Here is a 24444-nt window from a genome sequence, read left to right on the forward strand (position 1 = left end):
GAAAAATTAAAAAAAGGCTAACTCTTGTAAAATATCCGACACACTAATCGTACATTTTGCACCATCTTGAATCAAGCGGTGACAACCTTTTGACTGATCCGAAATCATTTCACCAGGTACTGCAAAAACTTCTCGTCCGTTTTCCATCGCTAACTGTGCCGTAATCAAAGAACCGCTTCTTTCCTTGGCTTCAATTACGCAGACCCCTTTTGAGATCCCCGCAATAATGCGATTGCGCAGCGGAAAGTGGTATCTTTGCGGTTTGGTATCGTGCGGATATTCGCTTAGCACCAGATGTTCTTGACGGATCTGCTGGAACAAACGGTAGGAAGATGACGGATAACAATGGTCCATCCCAGAAGCAATCACAGCAATGGTTTGTCCACGATTTCTGATGGCTGATTCATGGGCAAAGCTGTCGACACCATTGGCCAATCCGCTAACGATGGTATAATTTTCCGTCACTAGAGGTGGAATCAGCTTTTCGCAAACTTTTCGTGCGTATAAGGACGCCGTTCTTGCACCAACAAAGCCAATCATGGTCGTTTGTAGCAATTGCAGATTCCCTTCATAAAAAAGCATCAATGGCGGGTCCGCGATTTGTCGTAAAAGCATCGGATACTCCGCCGAGAAGAAAGTGAGGTAGTTTTGTGCGCCCATCTTTTGTGCGATGTGTTCGTCCGTCAATCGCTCCCATGATCGCCGAAAAATCGCACGGTGCTGTGGAAGGACCCCGATGGCAATCATCTCTTCCAGCGAACAATTCATCTCTTTTGTTTCCAACCAATGCCAAATGATCTTCCAACAACCTTGCAGACCAATTCCCTGACAGTAGTACAGTTTTATCAACTGTTTTTCAAAATCTGTTGCTTGTTGATACTTCATAAACAAAGCCCTCTTTTCTTAGTAATCTTACTTATAAGATTCGCTAAAAAAAGAGGGATGGATGAAATTTATAGATATTGTTTTACTGGCGCAAATGTTTTTCGATGAATGGGACAAATTCCATGGGCAGCTAGCCCTTCTAAATGGACTTTGGTTCCATACCCAGCATTTTGATCAAACCCATAAAAAGGATAGACATCATGAAAATCTTTCATTAAATTGTCTCGATATACCTTGGCGATGATACTTGCTGCGGCAATGGAAATGGAACGGGCATCTCCTTTGATCAAGCTTTGTTGAGGGATTTCCGTATCGATCGTCATCGCATCGATCAGTAAATATTCGGGCTTGACTGCTAAGTCGATCAAGGCTTCTTTCATTGCTAGACGACTGGCTTGATAGATATTGATCCGATCGATCTCTTCTGGACTGACCACACCGATACCGACAGCAACGGCTTTGTTTTGAATTTCGATAAACAGCTCTTCTCTTTTCTTCGCAGAAAGCTGTTTGGAATCATTTAGACCTAAGATCTGACATTCCTTAGGCAAGATGACCGCAGCTGACACAACGGGTCCTGCTAATGGTCCGCGCCCCACTTCATCTAAACCAGCAATAAAACGGGCGCCTTGCTGAAATGCTTCGTTTTCAAAACGCATCATTTCTTCGTATTTTTCCTGCAATAGTTGGTGTTTCACTCGCTGTTTCTCGTATTGTTGCAGCAGCTTTTGGACCCCCGCTCGTTCATCTGCTTGCAGCGCCTGCAAATACGCTTGGTCATTGAAAGCTGGATCAAATAATCGCTCTTTGATTGTCTTAATCGGTTGTTTCATCTTGGCTTTCCATTTCCTCCACTCGATCTAGTGTATATCGGCCCAATTTCCCTTGCCGAATGTCGAAAACAACGAGTTCGCTTCCTCGATCGTAATTGTCTTTATAGCCACGTTTTTCCGTGATTTTCATCAACAGATTGGGCGCTAACAACGCCTCTTCTTCCGCTTTTAGTTGGTAACGATTCGCGATTCTTTCAGGATAGTAGCGGGCAAAAAAATCAAGTCCATACAATGCGATATCATCCAAATGGATCAGCTGGTCTTTGATCGCTCCGGTCAATGCCAGCTTCTTGCCGATCTCAGGATCTTCAAATTTTGGCCATAAGATCCCGGGCGTATCTAGAAGCTCTAGATCAGTCCCAAAACGCAGCCATTGCTGCCCTTTCGTCACGCCGGGTTTATTGCCCGTCTGAGCGATTTTCTTCCCTACTAAGCGGTTCATCAAGGTCGATTTTCCGACATTCGGGATGCCGATCACCATTGCTCGAATCGCACGAGGCTTCAAGCCTCTCGCTTTGTCGCGAGCAATTTTTTCCTTCAAGACTTGTTTTGCTGTAGGAACAATGGCTTTAACCCCTTGATTGTCTTGGGCGTTGATTGCCAGTGCTAGATAGCCTTGTGCTTGGAAATAATGCTCCCATTTTTTGGTTTGAACGGGATCTGCGAGATCCGCTTTATTGATCAAGATCAATCGTGGTTTTTGTTGTAATAATTGATCTAACATGGGATTGCGGGATGAAATCGGCAAGCGTGCGTCCACGAGTTCAAAAACGATATCCACGAACTTTAATTTTTCACTTACTTCACGTCTGGCTTTCGCCATATGGCCTGGAAACCATTGAATGGTCATTTGAACGTTTTCCTCCTTGGTACTTCTTCGAATTGATAAAAAAGACAGTCGTTTTTATATTCGTGTAGTCTATAGGTGACAAGAACGAAGGCTACTTGCTTTTTTGAGTCAGCGAATCCCATCAGTGCAGCAAACTAGCTGAACTGTTTGCGGATCAAGGTTCTTTTTCCAACCTGATGCATAGGAAAAGCTTCGAGCGCGTTTGTTTCAACGCTCCTTGACTTTTAATTTTGGGGAAGTGGTTGAATGAAGCATCCTTACCGCTTTATTTTGGTTTTCCTAACACACTCACAATAGTCTGACTGCTTTTTTGCTATCTTTTATCTTAGTTATTGTACCATATTTCACACGACATGTTTCATTCTGACTTAGGTTAAAAAGTCATTTTCTTCTACTTATTGAGAAAAACGAACGATCCTTACTTTTCATCAATGGAAGCATTCGAATGAAGACGTTTTTTCCGCTGAATCCTGTTACTAATCACCAAGAGGAGGATAAGAACAGTGATCACGCCTAGCATCAATCCTACTTTTTGCTGCTGTGCTTTTTTGGCGGCGGCTGTTTCTTTTTCTTCAACATAAGGAATTCTTTTGCCCCGTACCAATAAACGATGGCTATTGACCATATAGGGGGTACAGGTCAACAGCGTGACGTAATCGCTGCCTTTCACAATTTTTAATGCCTGAGTATCATCAGGGTCGACCGTTTTTATCTGATCTACTTGATACGCCAATGTATCATCAAACGTTTCGATATAAAACTCATCACCGATCTGCAGCTTAGGCAGATCAGTAAAGAGCGTTGCACTCGTTAACCCACGGTGCCCACAAAGAACCGCATGGGTATCTTCACCACCTATTGGATACGAAGCGCCCTCCAATAATGTTGCGCCTCTTTTTAACAACGTATCGGTGGTTTGATCAAAAATCGGGAGAGCGACACCAATTACGGGGATATTTAAAACGCCGATCGTATGTCGTTCATAGTAATCAGGTGTATCAACTGATTCTGAGTCCCTTGTTTCTGATAAATCTTGCGTTTCTTTGATTCCAGGATTGCTGGGCTGCTGTGCCAGCTCTTGATTTGCTCGTTCCAACTGGTTCCTTTTTTGTTGTTTTTCTATTTCACTCATTTTTTTGGCTTGGCTTTGGTAGTAACTGATCAACTGTTGATCCAAAAACGTGTTGAGCTGATTACTTACAAAAGGATAACTGATGATCAAAACCCCTAGCAGCAGCAGAATACCCATCAAAAAATCCAACAAAGTTACTTTTCTAGTTGGTGCTTTTGCGCCATTTCTTCGTCTGATACTCATCGTGCTTTTTCATCTCATTTACTTACCCTTTCCGTTTTACAAAATAACCCCCTGCTAAACCAACGATCACCACTCCGATTGCGCCCATTAAATACGTGCCGGCACCACCAGTTGCTGGTAAGGTTCCTTTGCGGCGGTTAGGGACTTTTTCTGGATCTCCCATTTGCTCTTTCGTTCCATAAGACGTTTCATGTACTTCAAAAGCGATGCGATTTGTTAGCAGTACATAATTTTTTGGTGCTTTTACTTCTTCCAAATAGTAGGTGCCAAATTTTAACCCGATGATATCAACTAATCCATCTGTTCCTGTGGTAAATTTCGTCGCTTGATCCGCTGTTTGCACCCAAGATACCTGTTTGGTTCCCTCTTCGATTTTCAAGTAGTTGGCATCATCACGGTCTTGATCTCGTACAACAAAAACTGCATCTGCCAGCGCTTCGGTAGTGGTCACAGCCCCATCGACTTTTAAGAAGCGTTTGCCCCCTGTCAAAACTTCCACGCTTGGCGGCGTTTGATCCGTCATGAAATCTGTTTCTACATTTGCTTCATTCTTAAAGCCATTGATAGGCATAGCCTGTTCATTTAAATACATATAATACACAAAGCGCAATTGATTTCCTGGCGTTAATTGCGGCACAAATTCTGGATTGATGGTTACCGTAAAGCCATGCTCTTTTTCCGCTACTTGATAGTTCGTTGAATCGATTTTCTTTTCTCCATCATACAACGCATAGCCAGTTTCTCCCTCTGCTGTATTTTCAAAAGTCAACGCTGGATCGTGCGCATCAATCAATTGGAACTGTTTGTATTTGTTTTCTGCTCCTACTTTGTCTTGGATACCTAATGGGATATTGACCGTTAGGTGATATTGAATTCTTTCGCCGATTCCCACGTCTTTGCCGTCTAATTGTGGTGTTGTTTTGGTAACATTTGTCGTGTCATTCTTGACTGTTAGCTCAACCGTGACGTCATTGCCTGCTGCGATCGAAAAATCCTTGATGGTTTCTTGTTCGATCAAAGCGGCTTGACTTGGGGCTTTCGTTTCCTCTAATTGATAGGTGCCTGTTTCTAACTGCTCAACTTTTAACTGTCCTTTTTGGTTTTCTTCAACATCGATGGTCGTTGCTCCAGCAGCATATTGTTTACCTGTTAAAAAGCGGTACGCTGCTTGTTTGTCAGTCGTCCACGTATAAAGTCCATCGGCTGCACTTAAAATATATTTCTTGGTCTGTGCGTTTCCTTCTTGCTTTGAGATGACAAATTCCGCATCATTCAGTGGTTCGTTTTCCCCCGTTCCTCGTTTATTCACAAGGAGCGTTCCTTCATTTGTGACAGTATTTTTAGGATAAAGATGAATCGTGTCTAATTCTTCTTCCCCGTAAGCATACGACCCGTCTGCTTGTTGGATCATTTCGTAAACAGGAAAGGCGATCACCATGTTCTCAGCAGTGGTAACACCGTCTTTAGGGTCTTCTACAATGGTGTAAACTGCATCCCGATCGGCTTGTTTTTTCGGCAATTCAAAAACCAAATCACCGGCTGCATCTGTTTTCCCGCTAGCTACAGGGGAACCAGGCGTCAAGGTTTGGACTTGACGCTTAGCTTCTTCAACGGATGCCCCTGCAGATCGTTTTTCATAAAATGCTGTGGTCACATCATAGACAGAAAAAGTGACATCGGCTAAGCCTTGGTATTGATCAAACTCTGCCATCTCAGTCCCACTATTTTGAATCAATGAACCTGGCAGATTGACCATTTTCTTTTTATGCAGATGGACCTGTGCCAAATTGCTCTCTGCGGATACTTGCTGATTTTTCGTTCCAAAAAAGACAAATGGCAGAAGTAAAAATAGGAGACAAACCATTTTCGTATGATTAAAAATCTTTTTCATTGTTCTTTCCTCTCTTCTATGTTTGATATTTTCGTTTATTTCACGAACGGTCAAATTGCTTTAATGAAGGCTTATCTTTGCGCGTAACGTACAGATAGCTACCTGCTAAAAGGACTAGCAGACCTGCTGAAAGAATCGCCAGCCACCCATGCCAATTCCCTCCTGTTTCAGGAAGAGACACTTTCACTTGATTGGTGACGATCAATTCTATTTGATTGTTCTTTTCTCCAGAAACAAGAAGATTCGGCTGCAATTTTTCGTCAATCAAGACACTGCCATCCTCTTCGATCCTAATTTTCACAGGTGCTGTTAAACCAGCATAGCCTGTAGGCGTAACAATTTCTTCTAAGGTATAGCTGCCTGGTGTTAGATCATGGAAATGAAATACCGCTAGCGATTCTTGGGATTCTGGTAATTCTATCGTCTGACCGTTTCCGCTTAAGCGGAATTTTGCTCCCTCAAGCGCTTGTCCCAGTTCATCCTGTTTATTGACCACCAAATCAAAAGGTTTTAACTGATTGCCATGGGTAAGAGTCCAACAGTTGGCATCTGCAGCGACGTTTTCCCCTTGATACTGGATCTTTCCGTCTGAACCAACGACAAACTCATAATCACCAGCAATCGTATCGTATCCAAGCGGACCAGCTGTTTCTGAGATGCGATAAGCGCCCGGCTCAAGAATCGTAAATTCAGCCATCCCCACATCATTCGATGTTTCTGAGGCAATTTCTTGATAATCTCCCGCTGCTGTTTTTTGTTGCAGAGAAAAGACAGCCCCAGCTAACAGTACTTGCTGCTCTTTTTGTACCGTATATTTTCGAATAGCAACTGGAATTTCTGTAAACGGATTGGTGATCTCCAGCGTAATCGTATGATCGTCCACTGTGACGGGTTGCCCATTGATCGTCGTATTCCCTTGCGCATCGATATGAATTAGCCACTCTGTCTGCTTAGACAAATGATGTCCCGCCGGTGCAGTGACTTCCTCCAAACGATAGGTCTGATCTTTTTGCAACACAGTATCTGCTGGCAGCCCATACGTTCCATCCCCTTGATCCACAAGGGTCACTGTCTCTCCTGCCCCCGTTAATTCAAAAACGGCACCTGTCAGCTTCACCTCTCCTACAGCGGATTTTTTGATCAGGTTTAATGCCAAGGGCACAAACGCCTTTGTGTTTTTCCATGTATAAGCGTCCACTTTTGTCGCTTCATAACCTGCCACTGCTCGTTCATTTGTGACTTGATAATCAAAAGTTTCTCCTTGATTGTTATACAGCGGTAGTAAACGGGTTTCTTCGTACTCCGCCCCATCCTTTTCAGAAAGCGCGTAAACCTTGCTTCGTTCCCAAGTTGTCTGGTCTTGGGCATCGGTCTCAGTAAGTTTGAGATACCCTGTTTGCCAGCTTTTCTCATTGCTGACAGGACTCCTGCTTATTTCAAAATAGATCGTTTCAGGACGACTGGAGGTATCGCCATCGTATTCTTCCCAGTGCTTTTTGATCGTCACCTCCTTCCCAGGTGCTTTGGCAGATGGCACACCAAACAATGCCTTTTGATCGGATTGATGATTCGGATAAAACACCGTTTCACCATTCATTTGATACCAAGTATCTGGTTTAAAATCCGCTGCTTCTGTTTGAATCCGCACTTGATAATGAATTTGCAGTTCCTGTCCTTCGCCTAAATAAAGACCAGAAGCGTTGAGTGTATTGTCAGATATCGAAATGTCAGGCTGCACCGTTAGATCAGCAGAACCGACACTTTTGATGGATAAGCTATTTTCTTCGTAGACAAATGGCTGCGAAATGGGGTCAGTAATCTCGCCATCGGTGACGGTTGCCGAAATATGAAGGGCTTTTTTCTCGAGATAGTTGGCAATATCCGCTGCTTCATTCGCTGACTCATAATAAAGATGGCCGTCTTCATCAGCAGAAACCATCTGTCTCATTTTTTTCTCGACATCGGCCTTTGTATACCCAGCCGTTTGATCTCCTTGCAGTTGAATCCCCAACCCATGAATCTCGATACCACGTTCTTTTAACGCCATCGCTTCACCAATCGTGGCGATAAAGGTATTGTTGATCCATTTATAATTGTTCTGTTGATCAAACGCAAAATAGCCATTGTAGAGAAACGATGTATTCATCGGTTGGTCTTGAGTAAGAGAAAAGGCGGTTCCATAATAACTGCCGTCTGCCTGGGTATGCACTTTAGACACATGATAACTGTAAGTAGGAACGCCATCCGTTAGCAAAACGATGACTTTCTTATGTCCATTTTGCGTCGATAGCATATCCCCTGCTTGGCGCAGCCCTCTTTGGGTAAAGGTCCCCCCCGCTGCTGTTTCTGGCGTCATCGTTCGGATCGTCTCTTTGACTTCAGAAAATTTTCCTAATTGGCAGGTTTTGTTTTGATAATTGCTGCCATCACTGGAATAACCGACATAGCCCATGTAGACACTATCCTGAATGCCGCTTCCTTCAATTTGATTCAAAAAGCGATCCACGCCTTTTTTCACTTCTGCGATCCGTCCCATCTCATTCATACTGCCTGACCAATCCACTACCAACACGACATCGATGGGATCAATTTGACGTTGAACATTCCCTCGTACATTTAGGTAGACATCAAATAGTCCTGGGGTATTCGTCTCTTTGGCAAATTTTCGTAGCGCGAAATCTGCTTCGTCTCCTACACCACCATATTCAATATATGAATGGGTCAAATTTGCTGGATCGCCATTCCATGTAGTTATGCCGTCCCACGTTTCGCCTGCATCCTTGTTCCCCTGATGATTTAAGACGTTACTGTTCTCATCAGTTTTCCAGTTCGCCGCAGGATACGTCCCGCTTTGGTCTGTCGTATAATCTGGTTCAATCGAAGCAAAAGTTTGTGAAACAGTCGTTTTTTGATAAAGACGTTCTTGTTTAAATGGTTCAATGAGCGTTTCCTCTTCAGAAGCACTTGTCGCCGTTCCTGTCTCGTTTGTCTCTTCCTTCGTTTCTTCGTTCGAAACTTCTTTTGAACTTTCAGTCGACGCTTGCTCCGAGGTCGACTCACTCACGGCTTCTGAAGAGGATCCAGTGCCAGAATTGACTTCTGACGTTTCTGAAGAAGCAGAATTTGTGGCAAGTGGGATTTCAAAAACTGATTCATTCAAAGACAGTAGGTTGTACGATTCTTCACGTTCCTTGTCATATTCTTCGATCTGAATCATCAATTTTAGCTTTTTCGTTTCTTCAGGCAGCTGAAAGATTAGTTCTTGTTCCGTTGGTGTTTGCAAGAAAGCTTGGGTTGTAAGCCAAGACTGTGCGGAATCATCCTTGACTTGAGTCATCTCTTCATTGCTTGTTTTTAATAACGACTGTTCCTTCGTTTCATCGATCGCGTATAGTTGTACCCAGAGACGCTGCTGTTTGTTTTTTTGCGGTAGTTGATAGCATAAAGAAAATTGATGGTCCTCTTGGTGACCAGTCAGTTTGATCTGCTTCGTTTCAGCAATAGTGATCGTATGTTCTTCTTGTGCACTTGCAGTCCCGTTTGTTTGCAAACTCGAATAAATGAAAAATAATATCCCCCCTAACATACAGAAAATGAAAGAGAACCAGTGGTGTCTCTTTGTCAAAAACATAAAAAGACCTCCTTTCAAAGAATCAAAAATTACAAGCTGATCATACAAGAAAGAAGCAAAAGGCACCTCTTTTTTTTATTTTCTGAAAAATTGAAACAATTGGCACACCTGTAGTTATTCATAAGAAAAAAAAGTTGGTTATTTTAAAGTTAATTCATTATCGATACGTTATTTAATAATGTAAAAAAACTATCGTTTTTCACCTGCGATTTCTATTTTTGTTCTTTATGAGACAGTTCTATGAAAAATTTGTCTCAATTTTTCTAAAAAAAAGCAAAAGTTTTGAGACGTGTCTTTACACCGTTATATAAATACGTTATTAATAAAACAAGAAGGTGATCATTTGATTGAAAAAATACTCTTAGATACCCGAGCGTTAGACAAAATCGGACTCTACGGAAAACTATTATCAATTGCTCCGGGTGAATACAACCTAGAGTTCGTGAAAAATCTGACCCACTTAAGTACAACACGATTGAAAAGTTTACTTTCCTCGATCCAACTCGACTTGCAAAACCTCTCCCCAGTAAATCTTTCATTACATAAAAACACCCTGAATCTTCCTAAAAATTTGATTGAATACAACCAATATCAGCAATTTTTAGCGCAAGAAAGCATTTCTTACAAATTATTGTTAAGCATCTTGACCAATCAAGATGAAAATTTACTGGCATTTTGCCAAAGAAACTATATCAGTCGTTCGACTTGCTTTCGGCAAACAAAGAAGCTGCAAGACCATTTGAAAGAATTCAACGTGACGTTAAATCAGTCCGCTATGGCACTTACAGGTTCGGAGATGGTAATTCGCATCTTATTATTTAATTTTATCTGGCACATTTCTTTAGGAGATAGTTTGGCGAGGGCATTTGATCAAGAGATCGAAGAGCTTTTTGTGACTTACGAAGGAACGAAGTACAAAAGCAAGTATGAGATTGGCAAAAAAGAAGCCTTGCTTCATTGCAAAATCTGTCTATTTCGTATCAAGAATGGCCACGTGACAAATCTTTATCAGTTAACGAACCAGTCCTTTATTCCCAGTGGTGAAAATCTTGATTTCTTTTCAGCTTTTTTTGAAATCATTGATTCAGCGATAGATATTCTTGAGATCAATGCTTTGTTTTTCCTTTTTTATTACTGGCCGATGCTAACTTCAGCAGCAGACGTGCGCCTTCCGATCATTCAAGACTGTTACAAGCATGAAAAATCGGAGTTAAAGGAACTGATGGCTGAATTTGAAGCACACTGCCAAAAATTTCTCTGTGATTTTGATTTCGACCATCAATCGTTTCTTTATATGAATACATATCTTACATTGCTGAAGTTCTGCATATTCAAGCAAAAAGTCCCTATTTTAAATTTTTTTGAAGCTACTATAATCAAAGATAAGTACCCATTACATACGATTTTGACAAATACGATTCAGAGTTTTTGGCGTAAAATAGCAAACCGCAAAGGCTACGAGTGGTTAAAAGCCTGTTATACGGATCTTGCTTTTTATCAAGCGTGTTTGCTTTACCCCATTTACATCAAAAAGGAACAGAAATATAAGCTTAAAGTTGCTTTTGTCTATGTATCCAATTACTTGGTCTCAATGGAAGTGTTTAATATATGTGAACGATTGCCCTATGTTGAAATTGAACGGATCACGCTGCCCACAGAGGAACCTTTTGATTTTTATATTCTGAGTTCCCCACAGCTTTTACCTCCTTTTACAACCGAGGAAAACACGGCGATCATTGATTTTTGCCGCTACCGTGATTTTGAAACGAATCTATGTCAGAAACTCTTGGCTGCTTTTAATGAAAAAATACAAAGAATAACTGCCAATAGCGCCTAAGTCCACCCTTTTCTCGATACAAACCAAATCCTTTTGAAAAAGGATCATTGCTATACAAAATCCCCCCTTGGAATCAACAGATGATTCCAAGGGGGGATGTTTATTAAGAATATTCTATTTTTCTCAGTCTAAATCAGCCGAATATGAGTCAATGGATAATAAACAAAGCGGGCATTGCCTAAAATCGCATCGCCTGATATAGGACCAAAGGATCGGCTATCTTTAGAGGCACGTCGATTATCACCAATGACAAAATAACTGTCTTTGCCTAATTTCTCCACGCCCAATAAAGATTCCAAATCAAAATCATTGGTATAAGAGGCAGACTCATGATCGTTGCTGCGGTTTTTCACTAGAAAATCTTCATCTACCAGTTCATCATCAATGTAAAGCTGATCATTGACATATTTTACCGACTCACCCGGCAAGCCAATCACCCGCTTGATATAGGTCGAACCATCTGGCAGCTGGAAAACAACGACATCAAAACGCTGGATCGGGGAAATCTTTTCGATGACTACCATATCTCCTTGTTGCAACGTTCCTTCCATGGAGTTCCCTTCAACAGGAACCGGAATCAGTAAAAATGCCCGAATCAAGAAGGCTGTTGCAAAGGCGATCAAGGCATATTTCACAACTAGCCAAAAACGATCAATCCACTGTTTCTTGGCGTTCACAAATCTACCTCCTCTCCGATTTATTCCTTACTTATTTTTCTGAAAGCAAGGACAGTGCTTTTAAGTACGCTGGGTCCTCTGCTTTGAGTTTTTCTGCTACTTCTTTTTCAATTGCTTGGGCAGTGTCGGCATCGACTTCACCAGTTGCCTTTAGGTCATGGTCTTCTTGGAAGGCTTTCACAGCTGCAGTCGTCTCGTCATTGAAGGTATCTCCGCTCGTGGCATACCCTAACGCTTTAAGAAATTGATTCAGATTGTTGACAGCCGTTGACGATTGTCCAGCTTTTAAGGCATTATCACGAGGTAATGGCGGGAAATACGCATATTCTGGATTATCCTCTTCATAGTCCGGCATCACACCTTGATCGTTGACCCAATTTTCATTCGGTGTCAGCCATTTCATGACCGTCATTTTTAATTCACTATTATCCCCCAGATCTTTCACATTTTGAACGGTCCCCTTACCAAAGGTTTCCGTACCAACGACTGGGATATCCGCTGATTCTTGCAAGGCTGCGGCAAAAATCTCAGCTGCGGAGGCACTGCCGCCGTCGACTAAAACAACGACTGGCTCTGTGACTTTGAATCCTTCATCCAATGCTTCGCTCGCTTTGGTCTCACTGACAACCCCTTGATTGTTGGCAAACTTCACGATCGTTTGGCCGTTTTCTAAAAACATACTTGCCATGATCTGGACTTGATCCAGCAATCCACCAGGATTTTGTCTTAGATCAAGAACAAACGACTTCGCACCGTCTTCCCGCAACTCGGTGATCGTTTCTTTCAACTCAGCTGCTGTGTTTTCGGCAAAGGAGGTAATATCAATTCGACCAATCGTATCATCATTTTCAACCAGTTCACCATGGACTGTTTCGATTGGGATCACGTCCCGAGTGATTTCCACATCAAAGGTATCTGCTCCACGCTGAATCGTTAAGGTCACCTGCGTGCCTTTTTCCCCTCGAATCTTACTCACGACTTCAGACAATTCCTGTCCTTGCGTATCTTCCCCATCAACTTTGACGATTCGATCATTCATGCGCAGACCACTTTTTTCTGCAGGGGTGTTTTTGATTGGCGCTTGTGCGACCTCTGGATAGTCTTCCACGATCGACAAAGTAGCACCGATCCCTTCAAAACTTCCTGAGAGGGACTGATCCAAGTTATCCGCATCTGATTGGTTTAGATACGTCGTGTAAGGATCGTCAAGCGCATCGGTCATCCCTTGAAGAGCACCCTCAATCAATGCATCCTCATCGACTTCTTGGTAATAATTCGCAAGGATCTTGTCATACAACGACTGGATTTTCTCCATCCCGCTGGCTTCTGTCGTCGTTTCTGTCGCAGGTTGTGTCGTCTGCTGATTTTGCTGGGCTGTTTGCCATAAATAGACACCGCCTCCCGACAAAATCGCGACACAGACAAGAGAAACGATATATCGGCTTGTCGTTACATTTTTCATTCACAACACCTCTCTGAGAAAAAACAACTTCGTTCTGAGCATTTGTGCAGGCAAAACGAAGGACGTTTTTATTTGTTATTTTCGAGATACTCTGCCCAGATACGATCAAAAATATCCATGGATGGCAAATAATCAACGTTTAGTTCCAGATAAGAAGAGACTTCATCATAATCATCACTGTGCTTTGGAAACTGAATATCATGACTCGCATGAGTGGCAAAGATCTGAGCCTCATCTGTATGACTCGGACCTTTGACTGCCATTAAATAGCTATAAAAACTTTTACGCATGTTCTTGCTCCCAATGATCTTCTAAAAAGGCTGCTCGACGGGCATGATTGCGAGCAAAATTTTCAGGATTCTTTTTGTAGTACTCTTGATGTTCTTCTTCCGCTAAATAAAAGGGTTGCGCTGGTTCGATCGTAGTCACGATCGGATCGGTAAAGCGACCGGAAGCCTGAAGTGCTGCTTTGCTGGCTTCGGCTTTTTTTCGCTGCTCTTCGTTAAAATAGAAGATAACCGGACGATAATTGTCGCCGCGATCTTCAAATTGGCCAAAAGCATCCGTTGGATCTGTTTGCTGCCAATAAATCGTCAAGAGCTCTTCAAAACTGATTTTTTCTGGGTCGAAAATGATTTCTACTGCTTCAGTATGCCCTGTTTGATGGCTTTTGACTTCTTCATAGGTTGGATTTTCGGTATGTCCTGCGGTATAGCCAGAAAAAATCGAATGCACCCCTTCGAGTTCATCAAAGGGCTGGATCATACACCAGAAACACCCACCTGCAAAAATTGCTCGTTCCATTATTCATCCTCCGTTTCAGCTGGTAAATATAAGCTCATTTGAATTTCATCATCTACAAGATTGATTTTGTTTGCCTTGATGAACAATCCGTTTTGCATGCGGAATTGATCCAATCGTATCAGTATAATTTGTTCATCGGCATTGACATCGATCCATTCGGGAAATTTAAAACTACGTTTGATCATTTTCATTACTTCACTGGTGGGCAAATCCAAGGTGCCAATCGATAAACTTTTGGCTTTTAATTGGACATTGCCTTCTTCTGTCACATAAGGATCAAAATAGAGATAAAACGTGATAGGAAACCCTAATACTTGAAACTCGCCTGTTAAGAGTGCTTCGTTTCTCAGCTCAAAATTATATTTTACCTCTTGATCCTTTTGAAAATCAGATAGATAAAAATCAATCAATTGATTGACTTGGCTTTTGTTGCTGTTAACGGTCAGAACAGGACTGCCCTCCCGTTGAACAAGTTCAGCACTTTCATTTAAGCCAGTTTCTCGCTGCTGAAAAATTCTTGAAGCAAAGAAAACCGTTGTCCCCAAAAGGATGCCGACCAGAACTAGAAAAGCAATTTTCCAGTAGTTGATCGATTTTTTAGTGCTTGCAGCTGTTTTTTCCAGCTGCTTCTTTGATTCGCTTGGTTTCATTTTGCTTCCTCCTCTAGCAACCAATAGTTTTGTGTTTTGATCACTTCATCGCGAACGGCATTCGCCATCAGTTGATACCCAAGATTATTGGGATGGAAGCGGTCGCCTTCATACAAAACATTGTTGGTGATATTATTCCCGACAGCTTGCGATGAGTCGGTAGTCGCCGACGTGCTGCTTTGTGTCTCATCAGCATTTGGCGCCGATGACTCAGGTAAACTTCCAGTGTCGGTTGTTTGTGTTGTTTCCTCAGTTGCGTCTTCTTCTGTATCCGCAATACCGACCTCATCACTTAACCCTTTATAGAGCAAATCGTTGATAGGAATAAAAAAGGCATTTTCTTGCTGATTGACGAACGTTTCCGTCTGTTTATTCCAGTTATCAATGATCGTCTGCATGTCGGTGATCTCTGGAAAGTTCAGATAAAATGGATTGTAAATACCCAAAACATAGATTGGGGCATCGTTATTTAGTTCACGGATTTGAGCGAATAAATCTTTTAAGCGTTCATTATATTCTGCCATCGGTTCCGTAAACGTCTCGATACTCAGACCGAAGAAATTGCTTTGGATCACTTTTAAGACGTCATTTCCGCCGACGGTCAAAGTAATCAGGTCCGCTTGACTAAGGTCTTGGCGCAAGTCTTCATCATTTTTGACTCGTTTTAAAATCTGGTCGCTTCGTTCACCAGCGACCCCATAATTTTTGGTTACTAAATTGCTCAGATCATAGCGGTCCTCTAGATCTCCTGCCAAAATAGGCACAAAGCCGCCCCGAGCTGTTTCATCCCCAACACCCTCTGTCAATGAATCCCCAAGTGCGAGGTATTCAATGGCGGATTTTTTCGAATCATTGGCTGCTAGCTTATCCACAGGGGTCAGCAGTGGTTGCGCTTTGGGAACAGCTAAATGAAACAGTACACCCGTTCCAACGGCTATCAGTCCCACAACGATCAAATAAGTTACTAATTTCTTCCATTTCACAGGTATTCAAACTCCTTTGTAATCTTTGCTATTTTAACAAAATTCTCATAAAATTCCTAGTCGCAATCCTTCAAACTTAAGAAAGAAAACAGCTCCCTACTCTCTGAATAGACAAAGAATCGCAGCTTCATTCTGCTTTTTCTTCCTTTCAGCTTTTCATACACCAAAAAGCGATTCGTCGTCAAACGAATCGCTGAAAGGAAGCACCTTTTTTATTCCGTACTGTAAGTGATCGCAAACGCACCTCTACCTGTATGAGTGGCGATGATCGGTGTTGTGTGAAGCAATGGGATCTCCAAGTCAGGAAACAATTCTGCTAGTTCTTTTTGGAAACGTTCCGTGATTTCTAACCCTTCTGCATGAGAAATACCAATTTTCGTCACTTTTGGCATATTCTTCAATTCTGCTTTTAATTCCTCAAACCATTTATTGAACGTCTTGACGCCGCGTCCTTTGACGACTGGAATCAGTTCTGAATGATCAAAATCCATGATCACTTTCATGTTCAGTAAGCTCGATAAAAGACCTTTGGCGCGACTGATGCGCCCACCTTTTACTAAGTTTTCTAACGTTGAAACGCCGATAAATAATTTCGTATGCTCACGCACCAGATCCACTTCTGGTAAAACTTCTTCTAGTGTCTTACCGGCTTTAGCCAATTCTGCTGCCCGAATCACTTGAAAAGCCAACGCTTGGTCTGTCGTGTCGCTATCGATCACGGTGACTTTGGCTTTTGATAAATGACTGGCTTGACGAGCCGCTTCCACAGTTCCACTAAGACCTTTGGTCATATGGATCGATAGTATTTCACTGCCATCTTTGCCTAATTCGTCATACAGTTCTACAAAATGACCAATCGGCGGCTGACTAGTTTTAGGTAATTCTTTGGCTTGCGCCATCATTTGCATAAATTTTTCTCCCGGCAGCGTTTCATCATCTGGATAAACGACACCATCGATCATTACAGATAAAGGCACGACATGGATAGCCAAAGCATCACGGACACTTGGTTCCATCGTACTGGAAGAATCTGTCACAATTTTAAGATTTGCCATCATATATTCACTCTCTCTTTAAATCAAGTCTTTTTTCGTGGTAAAATAACCACAGACCATTTATACTAAGTATAACAGAGAGAAAATTTTTTTTCATCTAATTTCGATTCGAAAGGACGGTGCCGAATGCAGCACATGAAGTTTAGTCGCAGATATTTGATCGTCAATGAAGTATTAAATGCAGTAACCCACGGGATCGGATTAGGACTGAGTATCGCAGGACTGGTCATCCTCTTAATCAAGGGGGCAAATCTAGGGTCACCTATCCACATCGTTTCCTATGCCATTTATGGGTCGATGATGATTTTGCTCTTCCTCTTTTCTACCTTATTTCACAGTTTGATTTTTACCAAAGCAAAAAAGGTCTTCCAAGTCTTTGATCATGCCTCCATTTTCTTGCTGATCGCTGGAAGTTATACACCTTTTTGCTTGCTTAGTATCCAAGGCTGGCTTGGCTGGTCACTCTTTGTCTTGATTTGGCTACTAGCAATTAGCGGCATCGTTTATAAGTCACTGACTCTTCATAAAAGAGAGACCGTCTCAAAAATCTCCACCCTGATCTACATCATCATGGGCTGGTTATGTGTTATTGCCTTTAAACCTCTGATCGAACATTTAGGCTACTGGGGAACATTTTTACTAGCAAGCGGTGGTGTTTCTTATACTGTAGGTGCGCTATTCTATAGTTTAAAATCCGTTCGGTTCATGCATGTGGTTTGGCACTTATTCGTTATGTTAGGTGCTGGACTGATGTACTTTTCCGTCTTGTTGTATACCTAAAAATGAAGCACTGCTTACAAAAAAAGAACAGGAAACTTTCGCTGCAGAAAGCTTCCTGTTCTTTTATTTTCTATGATAAAATTCAAATTGATGGGGATAATGGTTCTTTTCATCGACGATCCCATCGATCACATGATCAAGTTTCCATTGCGTCCAATCAATCTCTGGGAAATACACATCTCCGTTAAATTCCGCAGCGATCACTGTACGGTACAATTGTTCGCAATCGTCAATCATCGCTTCAAAAACACCTGCTCCACCAGTTAAAAAAACGGGATGCTCTTGCTGCTTCACATACGCCAAAATTTCCTCACGGTCATGCATCACTAAGGCGCCGTTGGCTTGATAATCCCGATCACTCGTCAAAACGATCGTCGTACGCTGTGGCAGTAATCTTTTTCCCATGCCTTCAAAGGTTTTGCGCCCCATTATAATCGTATTATTGATGGTTTGCTCTTTAAAAAATTTCAAATCATTCGGCAAATGCCACGGCAGTGTGCCATCCGCTCCGATCAACCCTTTTTGATCTTGTGCCCAAAGTGCGATCAACATAAAAATTACATCCCTTCTGTATAAAATGATTCCGAAATAATAGCAGCAACCTGCAGCCGCTGCATCAGCTGAAAAGCTGATTCATGCTCAAATGGATCTTTGTTGCGCTCCTCAAAGCGCAAGCCATCACAGGCTTGGTAAACAATTGTGCCGCCGCTTCTTTGGACATTTCGCGGCCATTCCCCATCGTTTAAATGCGCGTTGTTGTTTTTCAGCAAGGTCGGTAACAGGGAGATTGGAAAGAGAGCACTGCCAGCTGCGATATCAACTTCTTCTATTTGAAAGAAGTCAGCAGCGATCTCGTTGATCAAGCGCTCCGTTCTTTGCCACGTTTGCGGATGACTCGCAAATGCCCTTGCAGTTCGTCCTAGGATACAATACGTATTCGCAGGTAAAGGCTTTTTGCTTATAGCCACTAGTTCTTCTGGATAGGTCTTCATCCACGTCACCACGCGATCAAAATCACAAATATGCAGCGAATCCAAAGCTGGCAGGTGGTGCTGGGCAGCAAAAACAAGCCTTCTGCGGGCATCCGCTGCTCCTTTTGCTGGTATAAAAATGGCAGTACACTGCTGATTTGATCGAATGGCTTCCTTTAGCTCTGGCACTGTTTCTTCGGATACGGATAGCCAAACTGCATCATAGTGCTGATGCAAGAAATCGATGACTTGCTCAATGAGCGATGCATTAATCGATCCAGCATGTCTCTGATGAAAGGTCGCCGCAAAGCCTCGCTTGTGGGTATTTACCATTACGCCTCATTCCTTTCTTTATGAAATGAAACCCAAACAACCACTTAAACTGCGATCGGTGCTTTGATCGTTGGATGCGGATCATACCCTGCCAAGGTAATATCTTCCATTTCAAAATCAAAAATCGACTGTTTTTCAGGATTTAACTGTAAGGTTGGCGCCGGACGTACCGAACGAGTCAACTGTTCCTTCATCTGTTCCATATGATTGCTGTACAGATGAGCATCGCCTAATGTATGGACAAAATCCCCGACTTCTAGTCCAGTTTCATGAGCAATCAGGTGCGTTAATAGCGCATAACTAGCAATATTGAAGGGAACGCCTAAAAAGACATCGGCACTGCGTTGATACAGCTGACAGCTTAAGCGACCCTCATGAACATAAAATTGAAACATTGTGTGACAAGGTGGCAACGCCATCGTCGGTACATCTTCAGGATTCCATGCGGAGACGATCAGACGGCGAGAATCCGGCGTCGTTTTGATCATGTCGATCACTTCTTTGATTTGATCGATAAACCCGCCCGTACTTTTTTCCCAATGCCGCCATTGATACCCATATACATGGCCCAAATCGCCGAAAGTTTCAGCGAAAGCATCATCGGCTAAGATTTTTTCACAAAATAGTTTCAACTCATGTTGATACTGTTCATTGAAAGCTTCATCCACTAATGAACGGCGACCAAAGTCTGTCATATCAGGACCTGTATAAGCCTCACTTTTAATATAGCGTTCAAACGCCCATTCATCCCAAATGTGGTTATTATGTTCCAACAGGTAGCGGATATTGGTATCTCCCTTTAGAAACCACAGTAATTCGCTTTTGATCAAGCCAAAAGGAACTCTTTTTGTTGTCAGCAAAGGAAAGCCTTGGGACAGATCAAAACGCATTTGATGACCAAAGACACTGCGTGTTCCCGTTCCTGTACGATCACTTTTATCATTGCCTTCTGCTAATATTTTTCTTCCTAGATCTAAATATGCTTGTTCCATCGTTCTCTCCTTTACTCTATACAAATTCGCTCAAATATTCCCAGCGATCCATTTTTTCTGCCAGTTGCGTTTCAACTTCGCTGATTTCTTGCTGTAATTTTTGCAGCTTAGTAAAGTCCGCGCCTTGATGATTCATTTCTTCGGTCAAAGCGGCTGCTTTTTCTTCTAATGCCGCGATATCATCTTCAATCGTCGCCCACTCTTTTTGTTCCATATAACTCAGTTTCTTTTTGACAGGCGCTGCAGCAGACGCCTCACTTTCAGCAGAAAGTGAATCGGTTTTTGTTTCTTTTGCCTCTAGTACACTCGAACTAGCTTTATTGGTGTTGGCTGCTAGATATTCATTGATGGAACCAAAGTAGGACGTAATCCTGCCATTTCCTTCGAAGATCAGCAATTTTTGGGCAACTTTATCTAAAAAGTAGCGGTCATGGGAAACAGTGATGACTGCACCTGGAAATGTTTCCAAATAACTTTCCAAAATCGTCAAGGTATCAATATCCAAATCGTTAGTCGGTTCATCTAACAAGAGAACATTTGGCTGTCCAATCAATAGCTTGAGTAAAAATAGTCGTCGTTTTTCCCCGCCAGACAGCTTGCCGATCTTGGTGCCATGCATGGATCGCGGAAACAAAAACTGTTCCAGCATTTCTGCGACACTGACTTGGGAGCCATCCACTTTTTGCACTTCCTCGGCTGCTTCTTGCAAATAAGCAATCATTCGCTGATCAGGGTTCATCGCTTCAATCGTTTGCGTATAATAAGCTATTTTCACAGTCACGCCCATCGTACGCTCCCCTTCTTCTAAAGGCAGGCGACCAGCTAAAATATTGAGCAACGTCGATTTGCCCGCACCGTTTTCTCCTGTGATCCCTAAGCGTTCTCTTGATTGAATCAACAAATCAAAGTGAGACAAAATCGTTTTGTTTTCAATCTTGAAACTTGCATCTTTTAGCTCTAAGACTTGTTTGCCTAAGCGTGTCGTAGCAACATCAATGGCCACTTCGCCGTTTCGTTTTACTTGATGTAGGTTTTCTTTTAAATCATCGAAACGATCGATCCGTGCCTGTTGTTTCGTTGTACGGGCCTTCGCTCCAGTGCGAATCCAAGCCAACTCATGTTTGTACAACTGCTTGCGCTTGTCTTCTTGCGTCTCCTCCACACGTTCTCTTTCTGCTCGAGCATGAAGATACGTCTCGTAATTGCCCTGATATTCATGCAGCTTGCCAAAAGACAATTCAAAGATCCGATTAACGACTCGATCCAAAAAGTAGCGATCGTGGGTCACCATCAATAATGCACCCCGATAATTTTTTAGATAGCCTTCCAACCATTGGATCGCATCATAATCTAAGTGGTTAGTCGGTTCATCCAATAACAACAAGTCTGGTTCATCGATCAATACTTGAGCCATAGCCACTCGTTTCTTTTGACCTCCAGATAATTCACTGACTTTTTTTTCTAACTCATTGATCCCAAGTTTTTGTAAAATGATCTTGGCAGTTGTATCTGTATTCCAAGCATCGGCTTTATTCATCGCTTCTTCTGCCAACTGATAATTCCGTTGCGTTTGTTGATCCAAGCCATTATTCTCTAAGGCAATCAGCGCTTTTTCATAGTCACGAACAACGCGAATCAGCGGACTGGTGCCTTGAAAAACAGCATCTACAACAGATAATTCTTCTCGTAACTGATTATCTTGAGTCAAGAAACCGATGCGATAATCTTGGGCGGCAAATACCATTTGGCGATCGCCATCTCCGCGATCCAAACCGGCCAAGATCCGTAACAAACTCGATTTACCCGTGCCATTGACACCGATCAAACCGATTCGATCTTTTTCATGTATCAGAAAAGAAAGCTGATCAAACAGTGTTTTTTCACCATATGTTTTGGTTAATTCACTTACTTTTAATTCTTTCACAGAATCCCTCCTGAGTTTTTTCTTCGCTCATTGTACCACATTTCATCAGCGGAAACGATGAGAGAAAAAAATCAATTTTTGTAAAAAAGAATGCCTTCGTCAGTCTACTCCTTCTGATCATCGATGTTGATCATCGTTTAGGAATAACCTGACGAAGACACTCCATAAAACGTGCCTTAAGTTGTGCGCCTCTTGAGACGTATTATCGGCGAAACATTCGCTGTTTCGGCTGTTCTTCTGCTCGAGACATCGCATACGATTCTAACAGATTGACATTGCGTCGGTATTCATTTGCCGAAATCGTTGAGATTTTCTCAGCCACTTCATATTCATCGATCGTTTTGCGCTCAAGGTAATAGCCCCAAAGGACTTTCTTAACAAAAATCGGGTCTTGCTCGATCATGATCGTTTCAATGAAATTGCTGTGTTCAAATCGTTTGATGCTCATTTCTCGTTGACGAATAAAAAAATTGATCAGCGAGGAATCATAGACATCTTCTAAATTGCTCAAACTATGAAAAATATATTCACTGTTCTTTAAGTAAATTTTTTGTACTTCAGAAATGTCTCGTTGCTTCAAGGCAGCTTTTAGCTGCTGCTGTCGCTGTAAAAACAAGCGAGGATGAATCAAAATACGGATAAATCGCTGAATAAAGAAGAGCCAAAAACTAAAGAATGAGAGAATTTGTTTTGCGAGGGAATGCTGTTGCTGAGAAATAAACCGTGAATAAAAACGGTAGCCATTTAAGCTGACTTTCCCATTTCGATACGCTTCATCCAAGCCGTCTTGTTCGATCGATAGGATCAATCCTTGAATTTCTTGGATTTCTTGTTTTTCTGAATCAGTCAAACTATTGCGATACAACTCCCAGCGCCGATTTTCATAGGAATTGATGACAGCATCGATCGCTAAACGGCCTTTATCCGAGAGTTCTTGCTTTTCTTCTGCTTCCAATTGTTCGATGACGTCTTCTAAGATCAGCAAGTGATTGAAGTCGACGCTTTCGGCAGCTTCCCCATCTGCCAAGTATGGCAAGACCATCACGCTGATGATCAATGTCAGTAAGATCACACAAGCGGTCAAAAACAGAAGCAAGCCTCTTTCATGAAAGGGTGCATCATGCACCATCACAGGCAAAATAAAGATGGCTGCCAAACTGACTGTTCCCTTGACTCCGCCAAAAGTCAACAAGGCGACTTGATTCATTGATACTTGTTTTTTTGACTGTAAAAACCAATAGTAAAACAACAAAAAGAGAAAACGAACAAGGAAGATCACCGCCGTGATCACCAAAATCGTAATCACTAGATGCCAGTTTGCATAATTATTGCTCTCCCAGATTGGTGAAAATACTTGTGACAACTCGATTCCTAGAAAAAGAAACACCAATGCATTCAATGTAAAGACAATGGTCGACCAAGTACTTTCTGAAATGTTCGCTAGCTCTGCATCAAACAACGAGATCCGTCGTTTTCTTTGGGCTTGGGCTACACCTGCCACAACGGCTGCGATGATCCCTGAGACCCCGATCATTTCGGCCAGCAAATAGGCAGCAAATGGCAAGAGCAGTTCGATCAATAAGTATACTGTGACGTCTTGTGCCGAGATTTTTTCAATAAAGCGCAAGATTCGACGTTTCAGCCACACGATCAAGTAACCGACAAGCCCGCCGCCGATACTAGAGAATAGGAGCTGGAACCCTGCGTTGGCTGCTGAAAAGCTCCCGGTGGTCAAAGCTACGATAGCAAACTGCAATGCGGTAACCCCTGAAGCATCGTTCAGTAAGCCCTCGCCTTCCAGAATGTGCATAATGTTTTTGGAAATTTTCAAACGTTTTGCTAATGAGGAGACTGCCACTGCATCAGTTGGTCCTAACGCAGCACCAAAAGCGAAACAAGCAGCCAGAGGAATCGTGGGCATCAACCAATGGAGCGTTCCGCCGACAGCAAACAGTGTCATTAAAACGCCGCCAAAAGCCAAAAACAACACGATCTTGCTGTTTTTGAGGATTTCAGGTACATCTGCTCGTTCTCCTTCACGAAACAGCAATGGTCCAATGATCATTACTAAAAACATTTCCGGTTCAAAAGCGATTTCCTGTCCCATTTCTGTTAAACCTAGTAAAATCCCTAAGATGATTTGAATAAAAAAGATCGGTACCGAGGGTAATATTTTGCTCGCCACATTTGATAACGTGACGAGAATTGCAATGATAATGACGAGTTCAATAAATTCCATCCATTACCCTCTTTTCTTTCGAATAGCTAATAACAGCTCAAGAAAATCTTCTTTTTTCAAAAGGATCTTATCGTTTAGAAGACCTAACTCCTTTTCGTTATTTTCAATTTCGCATTGGACACGCCGTGATTCCAATCGGTAAAGATCGTGTTTCATTCGCTCAAATTTACGAAAAAGCAATGGATTTTTCCGTTGCAAGTACTCACGAATCTCTTTTTTTTCAGCTGGTGTAAATTGTCCCAACTGTTTCATCAGTTCTTGTTTACTTAAACATTCCTTGTTCATGATTGTGCTTTGGGCCCCTTTTATTATCAGTTTATCTTTTTATTTAT

General features: G+C 42.2%; 21 protein-coding genes. 2 read left to right on the forward strand and 19 right to left on the reverse strand.

The window, feature by feature from the left end; genetic code table 11:
- Positions 1-6: 6 nt before the first annotated feature.
- The 6 genes from dprA to IGI69_RS10295 form a co-directional block, all read right to left on the reverse strand.
- The gene (dprA, locus tag IGI69_RS10270; RefSeq protein ID WP_438740734.1) at positions 7-885 is read right to left on the reverse strand and encodes a DNA-processing protein DprA; all 879 of its coding nucleotides are present in this window, start codon (positions 883-885) and stop codon (positions 7-9) included.
- 68 nt (positions 886-953) lie between these two features.
- Positions 954-1718 (reverse strand): ribonuclease HII, encoded by a 765-nt coding sequence (locus tag IGI69_RS10275; protein WP_438740736.1) that lies wholly within the window; start codon positions 1716-1718, stop codon positions 954-956.
- Positions 1702-2568 (reverse strand): ribosome biogenesis GTPase YlqF, encoded by an 867-nt coding sequence (ylqF, locus tag IGI69_RS10280; protein ID WP_118215443.1) that lies wholly within the window; start codon positions 2566-2568, stop codon positions 1702-1704. Before ylqF ends, IGI69_RS10275 begins: the two co-directional genes overlap by 17 nt.
- Positions 2569-2986: 418 nt before the next feature.
- Positions 2987-3883 carry a class C sortase gene (locus tag IGI69_RS10285; RefSeq protein ID WP_438740739.1) on the reverse strand — a complete coding sequence of 299 codons (897 nt, stop codon included), beginning with the start codon at positions 3881-3883 and terminating at the stop codon, positions 2987-2989.
- Between the two features lie 22 nt (positions 3884-3905).
- A complete protein-coding gene (locus tag IGI69_RS10290; protein WP_438740741.1) occupies positions 3906-5774 on the reverse strand; it encodes a SpaH/EbpB family LPXTG-anchored major pilin in 1869 nt (622 codons plus the stop codon).
- Between the two features lie 40 nt (positions 5775-5814).
- Complete coding sequence (locus IGI69_RS10295) at positions 5815-9405, reverse strand: SpaA isopeptide-forming pilin-related protein (RefSeq protein ID WP_438740742.1); 3591 nt, start codon at positions 9403-9405, stop codon at positions 5815-5817.
- A 343-nt stretch (positions 9406-9748) separates the two neighbouring features.
- Here IGI69_RS10295 and IGI69_RS10300 point away from each other — a divergent pair, with 343 nt between their 5' ends.
- Complete coding sequence (locus IGI69_RS10300) at positions 9749-11242, forward strand: helix-turn-helix domain-containing protein (RefSeq protein WP_438740744.1); 1494 nt, start codon at positions 9749-9751, stop codon at positions 11240-11242.
- Positions 11243-11370: 128 nt separating this feature from the next.
- Here the strand turns inward: IGI69_RS10300 and lepB are convergent, their stop codons facing one another.
- The 7 genes from lepB to IGI69_RS10335 all read right to left on the reverse strand — a co-directional run bounded on the left by lepB (position 11371) and on the right by IGI69_RS10335 (position 16873).
- Positions 11371-11919 carry a signal peptidase I gene (gene lepB, locus IGI69_RS10305; RefSeq protein ID WP_266167313.1) on the reverse strand — a complete coding sequence of 183 codons (549 nt, stop codon included), beginning with the start codon at positions 11917-11919 and terminating at the stop codon, positions 11371-11373.
- Between the two features lie 31 nt (positions 11920-11950).
- Positions 11951-13381, reverse strand: a complete 1431-nt coding sequence (locus IGI69_RS10310) for a S41 family peptidase (protein WP_438740746.1) — start codon at positions 13379-13381, stop codon at positions 11951-11953.
- 68 nt (positions 13382-13449) lie between these two features.
- A complete protein-coding gene (locus IGI69_RS10315) occupies positions 13450-13671 on the reverse strand; it encodes a YozE family protein (protein WP_005229600.1) in 222 nt (73 codons plus the stop codon).
- Entirely contained in the window at positions 13664-14185 is a 522-nt protein-coding gene (gene msrA, locus IGI69_RS10320; protein ID WP_005229599.1) for a peptide-methionine (S)-S-oxide reductase MsrA, read from the reverse strand. The genes IGI69_RS10315 and msrA overlap by 8 nt, the downstream gene beginning before the upstream one ends.
- Positions 14185-14835 (reverse strand): YpmS family protein, encoded by a 651-nt coding sequence (locus tag IGI69_RS10325; RefSeq protein ID WP_005229598.1) that lies wholly within the window; start codon positions 14833-14835, stop codon positions 14185-14187. The genes msrA and IGI69_RS10325 overlap by 1 nt, the downstream gene beginning before the upstream one ends.
- Positions 14832-15818, reverse strand: a complete 987-nt coding sequence (locus tag IGI69_RS10330) for an SGNH/GDSL hydrolase family protein (protein ID WP_438740749.1) — start codon at positions 15816-15818, stop codon at positions 14832-14834. Before IGI69_RS10330 ends, IGI69_RS10325 begins: the two co-directional genes overlap by 4 nt.
- Before the next feature lie 212 nt (positions 15819-16030).
- Complete coding sequence (locus IGI69_RS10335; RefSeq protein ID WP_026008095.1) at positions 16031-16873, reverse strand: DegV family protein; 843 nt, start codon at positions 16871-16873, stop codon at positions 16031-16033.
- Between the two features lie 126 nt (positions 16874-16999).
- Between IGI69_RS10335 and trhA the strand changes: the two genes are divergently transcribed.
- A complete protein-coding gene (gene trhA / locus IGI69_RS10340; protein WP_438740751.1) occupies positions 17000-17653 on the forward strand; it encodes a PAQR family membrane homeostasis protein TrhA in 654 nt (217 codons plus the stop codon).
- Between the two features lie 63 nt (positions 17654-17716).
- Here trhA and IGI69_RS10345 read toward each other — a convergent pair whose 3' ends face one another.
- The 6 genes from IGI69_RS10345 to IGI69_RS10370 all read right to left on the reverse strand — a co-directional run bounded on the left by IGI69_RS10345 (position 17717) and on the right by IGI69_RS10370 (position 24397).
- Positions 17717-18205, reverse strand: a complete 489-nt coding sequence (locus tag IGI69_RS10345) for a dihydrofolate reductase (protein WP_438740753.1) — start codon at positions 18203-18205, stop codon at positions 17717-17719.
- Positions 18206-18210: 5 nt separating this feature from the next.
- On the reverse strand, positions 18211-18957 hold the full coding sequence (locus tag IGI69_RS10350; RefSeq protein WP_438740755.1) for a hypothetical protein: 747 nt from the start codon (positions 18955-18957) through the stop codon (positions 18211-18213).
- 44 nt (positions 18958-19001) lie between these two features.
- The gene (locus tag IGI69_RS10355; RefSeq protein ID WP_074933007.1) at positions 19002-19949 is read right to left on the reverse strand and encodes a thymidylate synthase; all 948 of its coding nucleotides are present in this window, start codon (positions 19947-19949) and stop codon (positions 19002-19004) included.
- A 16-nt stretch (positions 19950-19965) separates the two neighbouring features.
- A complete protein-coding gene (locus IGI69_RS10360; protein ID WP_438740757.1) occupies positions 19966-21873 on the reverse strand; it encodes an ABC-F family ATP-binding cassette domain-containing protein in 1908 nt (635 codons plus the stop codon).
- Positions 21874-22075: 202 nt separating this feature from the next.
- Positions 22076-24112: a cation:proton antiporter gene (locus tag IGI69_RS10365; protein WP_005229585.1), complete on the reverse strand. Its 2037-nt coding sequence runs from the start codon at positions 24110-24112 to the stop codon at positions 22076-22078.
- A gap of 3 nt (positions 24113-24115) precedes the next feature.
- The gene (locus tag IGI69_RS10370; protein WP_015510017.1) at positions 24116-24397 is read right to left on the reverse strand and encodes a hypothetical protein; all 282 of its coding nucleotides are present in this window, start codon (positions 24395-24397) and stop codon (positions 24116-24118) included.
- Positions 24398-24444 lie beyond the last annotated feature (47 nt).

Origin of the sequence: Enterococcus sp. DIV1083b (assembly GCF_051713705.1) — a bacterium.
GTDB classification, from domain to species: Bacteria; Bacillota; Bacilli; order Lactobacillales; family Enterococcaceae; genus Enterococcus_D; species Enterococcus_D casseliflavus.